Source organism: Mycobacterium sp. TH-M106, from assembly GCF_057473765.1.
This window is the reverse complement of sequence record NZ_JBYCLE010000463.1, coordinates 1-15,583: the sequence shown is the minus strand read 5'-3', so window position 1 is coordinate 15,583 and position 15,583 is coordinate 1. Positions and strand designations below refer to the sequence as shown.

Here is a 15,583-nt window from a genome sequence, read left to right as displayed (position 1 = left end):
TGACCATCAGTCAATACGTCGCGTTTCTGTCGCAAACGTTCGGATACATCGGCGCGGATCTGACCGCGGCGCTGGCTTCGGGAAACCCGGCAACCATCGGCTTCACGCTGCTGTTCGATACTGTCGAAGCCATCGGGACGGTCATCACTGACACCATCGCACTGCTCAAGACGCTGCTCGAACAGGTTGTGCTGATCCCGGCGCTGCTGCCGCTGCTGACTGCCGCCCTGGCTCCGATGGCCGCCGCCCCGGTGGGCGGCTTGGCGGGTCTGGCCGGGCTGGCGGGCTTGGCGGGCATCCCCGCGGTCCCGGTCCCGCCGGCTGTTCCCCCGCCCGTCGCGCTGGCACTGACCCCGACCCCCACTCCGGTGCCTGGACCGGCTCCGGCCCCCGCGGTGGCCCCGGCTCTGCCGCCGGCTGCCGCCGCAGTGGTGCCGACCGCGCCGTCCGCGCCGCCCGCGGTCGCTGGGCCGCAGGTATTCGGATACCTAGTGGGCGGCATGGACATGACCGCCCGGCGCCGTGCGGAGGCCAGCGCCAAGGCGCAGGCGCCCACGCCTGTTACGGCCGCTGAACCGGCGGCTGCCGCGGCTGTGCAGGAGCAGGCCCGGGTGCGCCGGCGCCGGCGGGCGAAGGCCGAAATGCTGGGCCGCGGATACGAATACATGGATCTAGAACCTGAACCGAATGCCTGCCCGGGGCGGGCCGCGGGGCCGCCCGGTCGCACCGGCACCGCCCGCCCCCGCTGACCCGGCATGACACAACCAGGAGGACCCGCCATGCCCGATGCGGCAACCGGTGCGCGGCGCGTCGCATTGCTGTCCACGTCCGACACCGATCTGCTTTCCGCGCGGGCCAGCGAAGCCGCATACCACCTCGCCAACCCGGCACGGCAACCCGTCGAACCGGCACTGGATGGCGCTCACATAGCCGTGCTGCGGGTGCTGGGATCGTCGGCCGAGATCGAGGCGGAACTCAAAGCGTTGCGCGCCAGTGGGTTGCCGCTGGTGGTTCTCGGCGGCGAGCGGGCGCCCAGCGCCGAACTCATGGCGTGTTCGACCGTTCCGATCGGCGTCGCGGTGCAAGCTCACGCCTACCTGGCCGAAGGCGGTCCGGTCAATCTTGCCCGGCTGCATGCATTCCTCTGCGACACGGTACTGCTCACCGGGGAGGGATTCGACGAGCCGGTGGTGATACCCGAGTGGGGATACCCCGACCGCAGGCGGCCCGACGACGCGGCGCAGACCGCGCCGCTGAAGATCGGAATCCTCTACTACCGGGCCCACCAGGTGAGTGGAAATGCGGCGTTCGCGCATGCCCTCGCCGACGCGATCGACGCCTGCGGCGACGCGCTGGGGGTGCCCATCTTCGCGTCGTCGCTGCGCAGCGCGTCCGACGAACTCTTCGAGGCGCTGGCAGATCTGGACGCCCTGGTGGTCTGCATGCTGGCGGCAGGCGGATCGACGTCCGCGGCCGCCGGTGCCGGCGAAGACGACGAATCGTGGGATATCGGACGCATCGCCGCACTGGACATTCCGGTGCTGCAAGCCTTGTGCCTCACCACGTCTCGTGACCAGTGGGCGGCCAACGACGACGGCCTGACCCCGCTCGATTACGCCACGCAGATCGCGATCCCGGAGTTCGACGGCCGCATCATCACCGCGCCGTTCTCGTTCAAGGAGATCGACTCCGACGGCCTGCCGCGCTACGTCGCCGATCCCGAACGGTGCGCCCGCGTTGCCGGTATCGCGGTCAGCCACGCCAGGCTGCGCCGATTACCGAACGGCCGGAAGAGAATCGCACTCGTCCTGTCCTCCTACCCCACCAAGCACTCCCGCGTCGGCAACGCGGTGGGCCTGGACACGCCGGTCTCCGCCGTACGGCTGCTGCGCCGGCTGGCCGAGGAAGGCTACGACGTCGGCGACGGCTTCGGGGTGCTGGCCATCGACGACGAAACGCAGGCCGGTGAACGGCTGATCCACACGCTCATCGCGGCGGGCGGACAAGACGAGGACTGGCTCACCGCCGCCCAGCTCACCGACGCGCAGGTGACGGTGACCGCCGAGCAGTACGCCAGCTGGACTGCCGAGCTGCCCGCACAGCTGCGTGACGCGATGGCCGCGGCGTGGGGGCCGGCGCCCGGGCGGCTTTTCGTCAACGATGCCGGCGACATCGTGCTGGCCGCACTGCGAGCCGGCAACGTCGTGCTGATGATCCAGCCGCCACGCGGATTCGGCGAGAACCCGGTGGCGATCTACCATGATCCGGATCTGCCGCCGAGCCACCACTATTTGGCCGCATACCGCTGGCTGGCGCACGGATTCGGTGCGCACGCGGTGGTGCACCTGGGCAAGCACGGCTCGATGGAGTGGCTGCCCGGCAAGACCGCAGCCCTGTCGCCGGCGTGCGGCACCGACGCGACGGTGGCGGACATGCCGCTGATCTATCCGTTTCTGGTCAACGATCCCGGTGAGGGGGCTCAGGCGAAACGCCGGGCCCACGCCACCATCGTCGATCACCTGATCCCGCCGATGGCGCGGGCGGAATCCTACGGGGACATCGCCCGCCTCGAACAGCTCCTCGACGAGCACAGCACCATCGCGACGATGGATCCGGCGAAACTGCCCGCGATCCGCGGCGAGATCTGGAATCTGATGCGGGCCGCGGAGATGCACCGCGACCTGGGGCTGGATGAGCGGCCGGAGGACGACGAGTTCGACGACTTCGTGCTGCACGTGGACGGCTGGCTGTGCGAGATCAAAGATGCCCAGATCCGCGACGGCCTGCACGTCCTAGGCGCCGCGCCGGTGGGCCCGGCGCGGGTGAACCTGGTATTGGCCATCCTGCGCGCTCCGCAGATGTGGGGCGGGGTGGACCATGCGGTGCCCGGACTGCGGGCCGCGCTTGGCTTGGCAGACGAGGCCGCGAGCGCGGTGGTCGACGAGATCGAGGGGCGGGCTCGCGCGTTGGTTGAGGCGATGGAGGTCGCCGGCTGGGACGAGTCGGCGGTCAATTCGCTGCATGACGATCCGGAGGTGCGCCGGGTGCTTAAATTCGCTGCAGCCGAAGTGGTTCCGCGCCTGGCCGGCACGGCCGGCGAGCTGGATTCGGTGCTGCACGCGCTGGCCGGCGGCTTCGTTATGCCTGGCCCGTCCGGGTCGCCGCTGCGCGGCATGGTCAACGTGCTGCCGACCGGACGCAATTTCTCCACGGTCGATCCGCGGGCGGTGCCGTCGCGGCTGGCGTGGCAGACCGGCCAGGCGATCGCGGATTCGCTGATTGCGCGCTATCTCAAGGAAACCGGCGGCTACCCGGAGTCGGTGGGGTTGTCGGTGTGGGGAACATCGGCGATGCGCACCTCGGGTGACGACATCGCGGAAGTTCTGGCGCTGCTTGGGGTTCGGCCCGGATGGGACGAGGCGTCCCGGCGGGTGTGTCGGCTGGAAGCGGTTCCGCTGGCCGAACTGGGCCGGCCCCGCATCGACGTCACCATCCGGATCTCCGGGTTTTTTCGTGACGCCTTCCCGCACGTGGTGGTGATGCTCGACGACGCGGTGCAGCTGGTGGCGACGCTCGACGAGCCCGACGAGCAGAACTTCGTCGCCGCGCACGCCCGCACCGACCTGGCCGAACATGGCGACCTGCGGCGGGCCACCACCCGGGTGTTCGGCTCCAAACCCGGCTCCTACGGCGCTGGCATTTTGCAGGCCTTCGACGCCGGCACTTGGCACGACGACAAGGATCTGGCCGAGATCTACACGGCGTGGGGCGGGTTCGCCTACGGGCGTGGGCTCGACGGCCTGGCGGCCGCCGATGACATGCGGACCAACTACCGCCGCATCAAGATTGCCGCCAAGAACGTCGACAGCCGTGAACATGACATTGCCGACGCCGACGACTACTTCCAATACCACGGCGGTATGGTCGCTACCGTTCGCGCGCTCACCGGCAGCAATCCGAAGGCCTACGTGGGGGATTCGACGTCGCCCGACGCGATCCGCACCCGGACGCTGGCCGAGGAGACCGCCCGCGTCTTCCGGGCCCGCGTGGTCAACCCGCGTTGGATCTCCGCGATGCGCCGGCACGGCTACAAGGGCGCCTTCGAGTTGGCCGCCACCGTCGACTACCTGTTCGGGTTCGACGCGACCGCCGGGGTCGTACACGACTGGATGTATGAGAAGCTGGCCGCCGAATACGTGCTGGACCCGACCACCCGGCAATTCCTGGACAAGTCCAATCCGTGGGCGCTGCACGGCATCATCGAACGGCTCACCGAGGCCGCCGACCGGGGCCTGTGGGCCGAGCCCGATCCGGCGACGATGGCGGCGCTGCGGCAGGCTTACCTCGACGTCGAGGGCGATCTGGAGGGCCGGTGATGGTGCGGGTGCGCATTCTCGGCGTCGGCATGGGGCCGCAGCACGTCACCGGTGAGGTGGCCGAGGCGCTGCGTTCGGTCGACTATGTGCTGGCCGCCGACAAGGGTGACTCCGACGGCCAGTTGGCGGTGCGGCGGGCGATCGTGGCCGCCTACCCGGGGCCAGACGGACCCGTCCCGGTCGTCGCGATCGCCGATCCGCCGAGGGACCGTTCGCCGAACCTCAACGACGAGGACTATCTGGGCGCAGTGGCCGACTGGCACACCGCCCGGGCCGAGCGCTACGCAGCCGTCCTCGGCGAGCGCGGCGGCACCGCCGCCTTCCTGGTCTGGGGCGACCCGTCGTTGTACGACTCGACCATCCGGATCGTCGAGCAGGTGAAAGACCTTGGCGTTCAGGTGGATTACGACGTACTGCCGGGTGTCAGCGCCCCGCAGCTGCTGGCCGCGCGGCACCGGGTCGTGCTGCACGAGGTGGGTGGGCCGTTACACGTGACCACCGGCCGGCGACTGCGGGAGGCGGTCGCGGCCGGCCAGGACAACATCGTGGTGATGCTCACCCGGCCGGCGGACCGCCTCGACCTGGCCGGGCTGGCCGACTGGAGAATCTGGTGGGGTGCCAACCTCGGCGCGCAGGGGGAGCGCCTGGTCGCGGGGCGGCTGGCAGACGTTCTGCCCGACATCGTGGCCGCGCGGGACGCGGCCAAAGCCGACGCGGGGTGGGTGATGGACGTCTTCCTGGTGCGCAGGCCCTGATGGGTGGGATGCTGATCGCCGGTACCACCAGCGACGCCGGAAAGACTGTGGTGGTCACCGGTGTGTGCCGGGCGCTGGCGCGCCGCGGAGTGCGGGTGGCGCCGTACAAGGCGCAGAACATGTCCAACAATTCGGCGGTGTGCGCCGGCCCGGACGGCGTCGGCGCCGAGATCGGCCGGGCTCAGTGGATTCAGGCGCTGGCGGCGGGAGCGGTCCCGGAGCCGGCCATGAACCCGGTGCTGCTCAAACCCGGCAGCGATCAGCGCAGTCACGTGGTGGTGATGGGCCGGCCGGCCGGCGAGATCTCTTCATCGGCCTGGCCGGCGGGACGACCCGGGCTGGCGGAAGCGGCACACGCCGCTTACGACGACCTGGCCGCGCGGTACGACGTCGTCATCGCCGAGGGCGCCGGCAGCCCGACGGAGATCAACCTGCGGGCCGGTGACTACGTCAACATGGGGTTGGCCCAGCACGCCGGCCTGCCGACGGTGGTGGTCGGCGACGTGGACCGGGGCGGGGTGTTCGCGGCGTTTTTCGGCACCGTTGCCCTGCTGTCCGCGGCGGACCAGGGGTTGGTGGCGGGGTTCGTCGTCAACAAGTTCCGTGGCCGGGAGCAGTTACTGGCGGCGGGCGTGCGAGACCTGGAACGGCTCACCGGCCGGCGCGTCTTCGGAACGCTGCCCTGGCATCCTGACCTGTGGCTGGACTCCGAGGACTCCCTCGGCCTGGCGGGCAGACGCTCGCACCGGACCGGGGCGCGGCGGGTGGCGGTCATCCGGCTGCCCAGGATCAGCAACTTCACCGACGTCGACGCGCTCGGTCTCGAACCCGGCCTGGACGTGGTGTTCGTCTCCGATCCACGGGCCGTGGCCGACGCCGACCTGGTGGTGTTGCCGGGAACCCGGGCGACGATCGCCGACCTGGCCTGGCTGCGGTCACGTGAACTCGATTCCGCGCTGCTGAGCCACGCCGCAACGGGCAAGCCGGTGCTCGGTATCTGCGGCGGCTTTCAGATGCTGGGCCGGACCATCCGCGACCCCGAGGGGATAGAAGGTCCGGTCGCCGAGGCAGCCGGCCTGGGCCTGCTCGACGTCGAGACCTGTTTTGCCGCGGCCAAAGTGCTGCGGCTGCCGGCCGGGGATGGGCTGGGGGTGCCAGCTGCCGGCTACGAGATTCACCACGGCCGGACCATCCGCGGCGACGGGGCCGACGAATTCCTCGGCGGCGCCCGATCCGGTGCGGTGTTCGGCACCCTGTGGCACGGCGCCCTCGAAGGCGACGCGCTGCGGGGTGCCTTCCTGCGCGAGACCCTGGGGCTGGCGCCGTCTGGGGTCTCCTTCCCGGTGGCACGGCAACGCCGGCTCGACCTGCTCGCCGACCTGGTCGAAAAGCATCTCGATATCGCTGCGCTGCTGGACCTCATCGGTGCGGGGCCACCGAGAGGTCTGCCGTTCCTCCCGCCGGGGGCACCGGAGTGATGGCCCGGATTCTGCTGCTCGGCGGGACGGCGGAGGCCAGGGCGCTCGCCGAGCGGCTGGTGGCCGCTGGTATCGATGTGACGACGTCGCTGGCCGGTCGAGTCGCCGATCCCCGGCTGCCGGTCGGCGTGGTGCGCATCGGTGGCTTCGGCGGAATCGACGGCCTGCGTGCGGCATTGGTGGACTACGACGCCGTCGTCGACGCCACCCATCCGTTCGCGACGACGATGTCGGCGAACGCGGCCACCGCCTGTCTTACCGGGCCGCTGCACCGCCCGCTGTTGCGGCTGGAGCGACCGGGTTGGGCCGAGCGGTCCCGGCCGTCGTGGCGGTGGGCCGACTGCCACGAGCAGGCTGCCGCTCTCGCTGGGGAGCTGGGGGAGAGACCCGTGTTGACCATCGGCCGCCAGCAGCTGGCCCGCTACCTGCCGGCCCTGCGCGAGTCGGCGGTGCTGGCCCGCGTCGTCGACCGTCCGTCGATCGAGTTACCGCCCGGTTGGCGGATCGTCACCAGCCGGGGGCCCTACCAGTTGCTCGGTGAACGTGCGCTGCTGTCCACCCATCGGGCCGACGTGCTGGTGACCAAGGACTCCGGAGGCGAATACACCTGGCCGAAGCTGCGGGCCGCCGAGCAGCTGGGCGTGCCGGTCGTCATCGTGCGTCGCCCCACCCCGCCCGCTGGGGTGCCGATCGTGCACGACGTCGATGCGGCGGTGGCGTGGGTTGTGCGGTGGTGCTTATAGGCGGCCAGCGGTTGAGTGCCCACGTGGCGTGCGTGGGGGCGAACGTCACCTGTCGACGAGACTCACCGACGACGCCCGAGTCATCTTCGAGGGCGACTATCTGCGCGAGCAGATCACGCTCGGGTATGCCACCACTTTGCATGCCGCCCAAGGAGTCACTGTGGGTGATTCGACCACCCGCGGCTACGGACGCGAGCTGTAAACGCGCTCACTGCACCGATTATCGTGACGAGATGCGGTGTTGTGGCACAAGCGGGTCCGTACGGTCACACCTCCGTAGCGCGCGTATGCGGCCGAGCCCATCGCGTTAAGTTGAGTGTCGAACGTGCCCATGGTGCGGAGTCGGGCACCATATATTTGGCGGTCAATCCCGTGCTGTCGTTGAGTTTAGAAAAGCGACGTCGCAGATCTTGTCTTGTGGCCGGGCGGTTCAGCGGTAAGCGGCGGTGATTCTTCAGCGCCATCTGTCATCAGATGGTACCGATGAAGCGGCCCCACGGCGGGCGACATCCCAGTAGCGGCAGTATAAGCTTCTCGGCGTCGACGCTAGAAGCCTCCAGTGCGGAATTTCGGTGGAAGGAACTTCGGTGAGACGTATCGCCATGAGCATGGTCATTGGTGGAGTGGCGGCGGCATTCTTCGGGTCCGCTGCGGCCCACGCGGACGACTCGTCATGGAGCCCGATCTACGACACCGACAGCGCCACACTGGTCCAGGTCCCGGGCCGGTCGACGCTGACCTGGGACGTGCCCGCCAGCTTCGCCAACGGCACCACAACCCTGTCCGGCGCCGATTACGTCGCGCCGTCGGCGGGCGGGTTCAACGACGAATTCGTCACCAACAGCGGAGCCGTCTACGATCAGGACCAGCTGTTCCCCGGGTTCACCAACCTGTACTACGACGCCGGCACCAAAGGTGCCACCGCCGTCGACGTCTTCAAGACGCCGTTCGGAGACATCCCCGCGAACTGGGCCGCGTCGCAGTTCACCCCGGCGGACCCCACGTTCTTCATCACGTCCACCGAAGCTCTTGCAATGTCACAGCAAAACCTGGATGTACTGCTGAACCTCGGGCCGGATTCTAGCGGCTTGGAGGGGTGGAGTCCGGTCGACGGCACCGTCACGGAGGTGGCCAATAAGGGCGCGGCGCCGGTGTGGGAGGTGCCCGCCACCTTCAGCCCCGTCACCGACGCAGGCGTCGCGACTCTCACCGGGACGGAATCCGGCACGGAATACCTAGCGCCGTCGCCGATAGGCGGGTACGACTTTGAATTCGTCACCAACACCGGGGCCGTATACGACGAAGACATACTGTTCCCGGAAGTCGTCAATCTCTACTACGACTCCGGCGCCAAAAGCGCCTCCCCCGTCGATATCCTCTATTACACCCCAGTCGGGCCCCTCAACATCTCGTGGGCAGCGTCGCTGTTCACCCCGACGGACTACGCAAGCGCCGTCGCAGTCACACCGACCGACGACCTGACGAACGCCGGCCTGTACAGTGCACCCGATCTGGGGCTAACCGCAGCTCACAGTGCGGCGGCCGAGGTGGTCCCCGCGGATTTCCTGTCGGGACTCTGATTTCAGCACACATTGGGAATGCCCCGGCAGCGCCGGCATGGGCTCAGCTTGTCGACCACCCCGACCCGGTGCAGAAGGCCCTGCACCGGCTCGCCGAAACCGCAATCGACGTGCGCAGCGGCCTCAAAGCCTGCGACCCCAAACGCCTGGCAATCTATCTCACGAAGCATTCATCGCCAAACATGGACGGTGACAAGGAATACCACCACACCGTGCCCGAACTGTGGCGGCAAGCTGGACGCGGCCCCGGCCGGTTCTGGGGCGTGTACGGACTCAAGAAGGCAATCGCCGTTATGGAGGTGGCGCAGGATGCGTACCTGACTGCTCGGCGGATCGTACGGTCCTCCGCACGGCAGTTCGCTTAGTCCCGCGTGTCGACGGCAATACCGGGGCTGCGAAACATCGTCGTGTGCGACGCCGGCGGATGCTCTGCGGCCAGGGCGGACTTGCCGGCGGCTACGCGTTGGTCAACGACGGGCCGGGCTTCGCCGCTCAGATTGCCCGTGCACTCGCGTCCGCATAGACCAGTACGCTCCGAACCGTGCTTCTGGCTTACATCGACGAGTCGTACGACAAGGTCGAGTACTGGCTCACCGCACTCGTCGTGCCCGCCGACAGCGCTCTCCAGCTCCAGAACGACCTTGACGCAGTCGTTTCCGACGCGGCGAGGAGTTACGACGTTTCTCCAGATGCCGAGCTTCATGGAAGCCATATCCGGGGCGGGAAAGGCGACTGGGCCGGCATGAAGCAGATGATCCGCGCCCGAATCAAGGTCTACTCCGACGCGCTCGAAGCCATCGCGGCCTGCGACGGTCTGGAGTTGGCATTTCGCGGAATCGACATACCAAAGCACAAGGCACAGTACGGGTCGGCAGCGTGGCATCCACACCGAGTGGCGCTCGACTTCCTGTGTCAGTCGCTGAACGGCATGGCGTTGGGGAAGAGCACGCACTTCCTGGCCATCGCCGACGAGATCGACCAAGCGGACACCCTGCGCGCCAGCTACTGGCACTTCCAGCGGCTGGGAACGCTCAGCCCGTACACCGCCAAAATCGACAGGGGCGTGGATGCGCTCCACTTCGCACCGTCCAAGCACAGTCGCCTGCTCCAAGCCGCTGACTTGGTGTCGTATCTTAACTTCAGAATGCAGCGCTCAAGCATCACTAATCCGCGTGCGCGGCAGGCCGACGCGAACTTGGCGAAAATCATCGCCCCAAAGAGATGCGTGTGGAACCTCTGGCCATAGATGCACAACAGCCCCGCTTGGGGCGGGGCTGCGGCTCACAGAATCCTTTCGGAGTTCCGGCACCCACCATACCGGACCGGCCGACATTCACAACCGCCCGGCGTGCCAAGGCTGCCGGCATCGTAGTAACCGCCCCCGCCGGAGCTACCGTCATGGACTATGACAGACGTCCGCGGTGACGACGAGGAATCCGCATCGCCCCGTCAGCCCACGCCTGCTGACCTAAAGCCCGGCACTTCCGCATGGCGTGTGAACGTGGCGATGTGCGCCCACCAGTTTTTCGGGCTGATCCCCAAACCCGCGATGGCGGCGCCGCAGACGATCAGCCCGTAGCTGGAGACCGTCAGTTTCATCACCCACAAGGCGATCGCGACGATACCGACAAGCATCCCGCCTCGGTGGCCAAGATGTTGGACGCAGCCAGGTTGATGCTGAGCACCTTCATGCGTGCACCAGCCACGCCGTCCAGCTGGCGGAGTCCCAGGCCTGCGCGTCGGGGCTGGCTTGGGTTATCTGGTCGGGAATGCTGGCCAGCGACAGATACAGGTTGCCGAGAAAAGGGCTGCGCCCAGCGTCGCAGCCGCGGTCACGTGACGGGCCAGCCGGACGGCGGGTTCGATGTCGGCCGGCGTCGGGGCCGGCCCGCGGCCCAACGGGGCGCGGTCTTCGCGCCGGTCGCCGTCGTAGACGTTGGTGCCGCCGAGCCGCAGCCCCAGCGCACCGGCGAAGCCGGCCTCGACCACGCCGGCGTTGGGGCTGGGATGACGCCCGGCGTCGCGCCGCCAGGCGGTGAGGGCGCCCCGCGGATCGGGGCCCAGCACGGCGGTCAGCACCGCACTTAACCGTGCCGCCGGCCAGCCGAGCAGGTCGTCCAACCGCGCCGCTGCCCACCCGAAGCGCCGGTAACGCTCGTTGCGGTGGCCGATCATCGCGTCGAGCGTGTTGATGCTGCGGTGGGCCACCAGGCCCGGGACACCGGCGACCGCGCCCCACAGACACGACGCCACCACCGCGTCGGAGGTGTTCTCGGCCACCGACTCGACGACCGCGCGGGCGATCTCGTCGTGACCCAGCGCCGCGGTGTCGCGGCCCACCAGGTGGCGGACCCGGTCGCGGGCCCGCTCGAGATCGCCCGCCGCCAGCAGGTGGTGCACGGCATACGCTTCGCGTTCCAGCGACCGCCCGCCGAGCACCGCCCAGGTGACCGCGGCGGTGAGCCCGGTGCGGGCCGCCGGGTGAGCCGCGGCGCGTTCGGCGGCAACCGCCAGCGTGGCGCTGCCGCCGACCAGCACCAGCACGTGGACGGCGCCGCGCAGCCGGCTGTCGCCGTGGATCCGGTGCTCCAAGCCCGTAGCCAGGTTCCCGAAGCCGGCGACCGGGTGCAGCCGGCGCGGGTCACCCCAGGTGCGATCGGCGGCATAGCCGAGCAGCAGCCCGAGCGCCCGGGCAGCCCCGGCGGTGACCGGACGGCGCGTCATGGTTGCTGCTGGAGAGCCTTGTCGAGCGCGGCCAGCAACGGCTGCGTCACCGCGGGGGGCCGCGCCGCGATGCGCACCCAGGTGCCGTCCAGGCCGGGGAACGTGTCGGCGCGCCGCACCGCGACGCCGAGCTCACGCAGCCGCCGGTGCACTCCGGCGCCGACCCGGGTCAGCACGAAGGGTGCCTGGCCGGGCACGAACGGCACTGAGCGCTGGACGAGGGCGTCGGTGAGCTGGATTCGCCACTTCGTGAATTGCTGTGCGCGGCAGTCGCTTTCGGCGCGAGCTCGCTCGTCTGAGCAGGCCACCACCGCGGCGAGCGCGGGCGTGGACACCGACCAGGGCGGCTGAAGCGCCGCTGCGTCGGCGAGCAGTGCGGGATCGCCGAGCAGGTAGCCGGCCCGGATTCCGGGGATCGACCAGTGTTTGGTCAGGCTCCGGGCCACCAGCAGACCGGGGAAGCGTTCGTGGGCCAGGGTTTCCGGTTCGCCGGGGACCGCGTCCAGGAACGCCTCGTCGACGAGGACGACCCGGCCGGGCCGCCGCAGCCGGTGCAGCGCAGCCGCCGGGTGCAGCACCCCGGTCGGATTGGTGGGGTTGCCGACGACGACCAGATCGGCGTCGTCGGGAATCGCCTCGGGATGCAGGGCGAATCCGTCGTCGGGGTGGCAGACCACCGTGGTGACGGCGTGTCCGGCGTCGGTCAGCGCGGCGTGCACCCCGGTGTACTGGGGGTGCACCACCACCGGGCGCCGCCACGGGCGAAGGCGGGCCGCCAGGGTGAACGCCTCGGACGCCCCCGCGGTGGGCAGCACCTCCGACGTGGACCGCCCGTGGCGCAGCGCCAGCGCCCGGCGGGCGCAAGCCGCGTCGGGATAGGCGGTGGCGGCGTCGAGGGCGGCGTGCAGCGCCACGTCGAGCCAGGCGGGACGGGGCAGGGGATAGACGTTGACCGCGAAATCCAGCAGGCCGTATCCGGCCTCGGCGTCGCCGTGGTAGCGCAGCGCGGCGTCGTCGACGTTCACGCCGCGGTCTCGGCGAAGCGGTGGACCGCGTCGGCGAACCGCTGCGCCAGCTGCGGGTGCCCGGCCCAATGAGTGTGCAGGTAGGACGCGTGCAACGTCGGCGCGGCGAACCCGACGCAGGCGGCCGGGCCATCCGGCAGCGACCATGCCGCCGTCCAGGTGCCGCCGGCACCGGCGTCGGGTGTGACGCGGGTGCGGTGAAACTCGTGGCCGGTGACCTGCTCGCCGGCTGTGGCCAGCAGCGACTCGGCCGGGGCGGTGGCGTTACGGTAACCCAGGGTGAGTCGCGGTGCCATCGCCGCGGTGGCGGGCAGCGTCCCGACGAGCGGGGCGCCGTCGAGCGTGCGGCACAGGTAGGCCAGGCCGCCGCACTCGGCCACCGTCGGCACCCCCGCTCCGATCGCGGCATGCAGCTCGGCGATCAGCGGGGTGTTGGCGGCCAGCTCCGGGGCGTACACCTCCGGAAACCCGCCGCCGAGATAGATGCCGGCGGTCCCTCGCGGCAGTCCGCGGCCGGTGAGCGGGTCGAACTCGACGACGTCGCAGCCGGCGGCGCGCAGCAGTTCGTCGGTCTCGGCGTAGCGGAACGTGAACGCGCGTCCGGCCGCGACGGCCACCACCGGCCTCCGCCGGGTCGAGGGCGCCACGACTTCGGCGGCCGGATCCCACGCGCGGCCCGGCAGGGCCCGCGCACGTCGCGCAATCTCCAGCACCGCGTCGAGATCAACGTGGTCGGCCACGATGCGGGCCAACCGGCACAAGGTGGTCGCCGACTCGTGCCGTTCGGCCGGCGGAACCAGCCCGAGGTGGCGAGACGGCAGTTCGACGGTGCTGTCGCGGGGCAGGCTGCCGAGCAGCCGGATACCGGTGGCACGCACCGCGTCGGCGACTTCGTCGGCGTGCCGGGTGCCGCGAACCTTGTTGAGCACGACACCGGCGATGCGCACCGAAGGGTCGAAGCCGGCCAGGCCGGCGACGACGGCCGCATGGGTGCGCGACGCGTGCGAGACGTCCACGACGAGCACGACCGGGGTGGCGGTCAAGGCGGCGACGTGGGCGGTGGACGCCTCGCCGCCGGCGCCCAACCGGCCGTCGAACAACCCCAGCACACCTTCGATCACCGCGACGTCCGCGCCGGCGGCCCCGTGCAGCAGCAGCGCGACGATGCGGTGCGCGCCGGCCAGGTAGGGGTCGAGGTTGCGGCCGGGTCGGCCGGTGGCCAGCGCGTGGTAGCCGGGGTCGATGTAGTCCGGGCCCACCTTGTGCCCGCTGACGTGGTGTCCCCGCGCCGACAGCGCCGCCATCAGACCGGTGGCCACCGTCGTCTTGCCGTGGCCGGACGCCGGTGCGGCCACAATCACGCGCGGGAGCGTACCTGCTGCCATGCGCTCGCCACGGTCTACCACGGTCTACCACTCGATGCCGCGCTGGCCCTTCTGGCCGGCGTCCATCGGGTGCTTCACTTTGGTCATCTCGGTGACCAGGTCGGCGGCCTCGATCAGCCGCGGATGGGCGTGCCGGCCGGTGATCACGACGTGCTGGTGGCCCGGCCGGTTCACCAGTGTGCGCGTCACGTCGTCGACGTCGACCCAACCCCAGTTGATCGGGTAGGTGAATTCGTCGAGGACGTACAAGTCGTGGGCTTGCGCGGCCAGGCGGCGCTTGACCTGCGACCATCCCTCGGCCGCGGCGGCCGAGTGGTCGGCGTCGGTGCCGGCCTTGCGGCTCCACGACCAGCCCGAACCCATTTTGTGCCACTCCACCGGTCCGCCCGCACCGGTCTCGACGTGCAGGGCGCCGAGCCGCTCCAGGACGCTCTGCTCGCCGACCCGCCACTTGGCGGACTTGACGAACTGGAAGACCACGATCGCAAAGCCCTGATGCCAGCCGCGCAGCGCCAGGCCGAACGCGGCGGTGGACTTCCCCTTGCCGTCCCCGGTATGCACGATCAGCAGCGGCCGGTTGCGGCGCTGACGGGTGGTCAGAGTGTCGTCGGGCAGTGTCAACGGCTGTCCCTGCGGCATCAGGCGGCCCCCTCCCGGGTGGCGTCGCGGACGACTCTGGTCAGCGCCTCGGCGCTTACCTGCGGCAGCGGGACATGTTCGGCCCGCAGGTGCTCGGCGAGGGTGCGGGCCAGGCCGCAGCGCATCCGGCCGCTCTCGCAGTCGACGACCACCGCGCTGACGCCCCGCTCGGCGAGGTGGTCCGCGGCGATCTGGGAGCGCTGCACCGGGTCTTCGCCGGCGGTGGCCCGGCCGTCGGTGACCAGCAGCAGCAGCGGGCGGCAGTCGGGGTCGCGCAGTCGCTCGCAGCGGATCATCTCGGCGGCCGCTGCCAGCCCCTCGGCCAGCGGGGTGCGGCCGCCGACCGGCACGTCGTCGAGTCGGGCGGCCGCGATCTCCACCGAGCCGGTCGCCGGCAGCACCACCTCGGCGCCGGAGCCGCGAAACGTCACCAGGCCGACCCGGTCCCGGCGGCGGTATGCGTCGAGCAGCAGCGACAGGATCGCGGTTTTGACCTGCCGCATTCGCTCCCGGGCCGCCATGGATCCGGAGGTGTCGACCACGAAGAGCACCAGGTTGGCCTCCCGCCCCTCGCGGACGGCCCGGCGAAAGTCATCGGCTTGCAGGAGTATTCGTCCCCCGGTGCGGCCGCGGGCGAGCTGGTGCGGGGCGGCGGCGCGGACCGTTTCGAACAGATGCAGCCCGCCGCCCGCCGAGGCCAGCGGGGTGGCGCTTGTGCGGCGACCGGTAGGGGTGCGGGCCCGGCTGCGGCGTCCGCTTCGGCCCGCGCCGAGGCCGTCGACGGTGAAAAGACGTGTCCGGTACGCAGAATCGGCACCCACCCTCGACGCGGTGGTATGTCCGGCTGATGGTGCAGCCTGGCGATCCGGTGGTGGGGC

General features: G+C 70.2%; 13 protein-coding genes and 2 pseudogenes. 9 read left to right on the top strand and 6 right to left on the bottom strand.

Going from position 1 to position 15,583, the window contains the following annotated elements; translation table 11 throughout:
- The 9 genes and pseudogenes from AC2VOP_RS16555 to AC2VOP_RS16515 form a co-directional block, all read left to right on the top strand.
- Positions 1–749 (top strand): annotated as a pseudogene (locus AC2VOP_RS16555) (hypothetical protein); the annotation flags it as partial.
- Between the two features lie 30 nt (positions 750–779).
- Positions 780–4,376 (top strand): cobaltochelatase subunit CobN, encoded by a 3,597-nt coding sequence (gene cobN / locus AC2VOP_RS16550; RefSeq protein WP_486961982.1) that lies wholly within the window; start codon positions 780–782, stop codon positions 4,374–4,376.
- Entirely contained in the window at positions 4,376–5,131 is a 756-nt protein-coding gene (cobF, locus tag AC2VOP_RS16545; RefSeq protein ID WP_486961983.1) for a precorrin-6A synthase (deacetylating), read from the top strand. The genes cobN and cobF overlap by 1 nt, the downstream gene beginning before the upstream one ends.
- Positions 5,131–6,609, top strand: a complete 1,479-nt coding sequence (locus AC2VOP_RS16540; protein WP_486961981.1) for a cobyric acid synthase — start codon at positions 5,131–5,133, stop codon at positions 6,607–6,609. Before cobF ends, AC2VOP_RS16540 begins: the two co-directional genes overlap by 1 nt.
- On the top strand, positions 6,609–7,352 hold the full coding sequence (locus tag AC2VOP_RS16535) for a cobalt-precorrin-6A reductase (RefSeq protein WP_486961980.1): 744 nt from the start codon (positions 6,609–6,611) through the stop codon (positions 7,350–7,352). Before AC2VOP_RS16540 ends, AC2VOP_RS16535 begins: the two co-directional genes overlap by 1 nt.
- Before the next feature lie 28 nt (positions 7,353–7,380).
- Positions 7,381–7,554, top strand: a complete 174-nt coding sequence (locus AC2VOP_RS16530) for a hypothetical protein (protein ID WP_486961979.1) — start codon at positions 7,381–7,383, stop codon at positions 7,552–7,554.
- Positions 7,555–7,939: 385 nt separating this feature from the next.
- Positions 7,940–8,932, top strand: coding sequence for a hypothetical protein (locus tag AC2VOP_RS16525; RefSeq protein WP_486961978.1), 993 nt, complete (start codon positions 7,940–7,942; stop codon positions 8,930–8,932).
- Positions 8,933–8,970: 38 nt separating this feature from the next.
- Positions 8,971–9,455: pseudogene (locus AC2VOP_RS16520) on the top strand (rolling circle replication-associated protein); the annotation flags it as partial.
- An 18-nt stretch (positions 9,456–9,473) separates the two neighbouring features.
- On the top strand, positions 9,474–10,178 hold the full coding sequence (locus AC2VOP_RS16515; protein ID WP_486961977.1) for a DUF3800 domain-containing protein: 705 nt from the start codon (positions 9,474–9,476) through the stop codon (positions 10,176–10,178).
- 203 nt (positions 10,179–10,381) lie between these two features.
- On the opposite strand, the gene AC2VOP_RS16510 is transcribed toward AC2VOP_RS16515, so the two are convergent.
- From AC2VOP_RS16510 to AC2VOP_RS16485, 6 genes are all read right to left on the bottom strand, one after another.
- Positions 10,382–10,567, bottom strand: a complete 186-nt coding sequence (locus tag AC2VOP_RS16510; protein WP_486961976.1) for a hypothetical protein — start codon at positions 10,565–10,567, stop codon at positions 10,382–10,384.
- 120 nt (positions 10,568–10,687) lie between these two features.
- Positions 10,688–11,656 (bottom strand): cobalamin biosynthesis protein, encoded by a 969-nt coding sequence (locus AC2VOP_RS16505; protein ID WP_486961975.1) that lies wholly within the window; start codon positions 11,654–11,656, stop codon positions 10,688–10,690.
- Entirely contained in the window at positions 11,653–12,681 is a 1,029-nt protein-coding gene (gene cobC / locus AC2VOP_RS16500; protein ID WP_486961974.1) for an Rv2231c family histidinol phosphate aminotransferase CobC, read from the bottom strand. Before cobC ends, AC2VOP_RS16505 begins: the two co-directional genes overlap by 4 nt.
- The gene (locus AC2VOP_RS16495) at positions 12,678–14,042 is read right to left on the bottom strand and encodes a cobyrinic acid a,c-diamide synthase CobB (RefSeq protein WP_486961973.1); all 1,365 of its coding nucleotides are present in this window, start codon (positions 14,040–14,042) and stop codon (positions 12,678–12,680) included. The genes cobC and AC2VOP_RS16495 overlap by 4 nt, the downstream gene beginning before the upstream one ends.
- A gap of 48 nt (positions 14,043–14,090) precedes the next feature.
- Positions 14,091–14,705, bottom strand: coding sequence for a cob(I)yrinic acid a,c-diamide adenosyltransferase (cobO, locus tag AC2VOP_RS16490; RefSeq protein ID WP_486961972.1), 615 nt, complete (start codon positions 14,703–14,705; stop codon positions 14,091–14,093).
- Positions 14,705–15,583, bottom strand: an 879-nt coding sequence (locus AC2VOP_RS16485; RefSeq protein WP_486961971.1) for a vWA domain-containing protein, incomplete at its 5' end; no start/stop codon positions are given. The genes cobO and AC2VOP_RS16485, both read right to left, overlap by 1 nt.

What these genes read in the sequence shown, in the direction of transcription:
- AC2VOP_RS16535 (WP_486961980.1), top strand. Translation starts at nt 6,609, where the DNA reads ATGGCCCGGATTCTGCTGCTCGGCGGGACGGCGGAGGCCAGGGCGCTC.
- AC2VOP_RS16510 (WP_486961976.1), bottom strand. Translation starts at nt 10,567, where the DNA reads ATGCTTGTCGGTATCGTCGCGATCGCCTTGTGGGTGATGAAACTGACG.
- cobN (WP_486961982.1), top strand. Translation starts at nt 780, where the DNA reads ATGCCCGATGCGGCAACCGGTGCGCGGCGCGTCGCATTGCTGTCCACG.
- cobO (WP_486961972.1), bottom strand. Translation starts at nt 14,705, where the DNA reads ATGCCGCAGGGACAGCCGTTGACACTGCCCGACGACACTCTGACCACC.
- cobF (WP_486961983.1), top strand. Translation starts at nt 4,376, where the DNA reads ATGGTGCGGGTGCGCATTCTCGGCGTCGGCATGGGGCCGCAGCACGTC.
- AC2VOP_RS16505 (WP_486961975.1), bottom strand. Translation starts at nt 11,656, where the DNA reads ATGACGCGCCGTCCGGTCACCGCCGGGGCTGCCCGGGCGCTCGGGCTG.
- AC2VOP_RS16540 (WP_486961981.1), top strand. Translation starts at nt 5,131, where the DNA reads ATGGGTGGGATGCTGATCGCCGGTACCACCAGCGACGCCGGAAAGACT.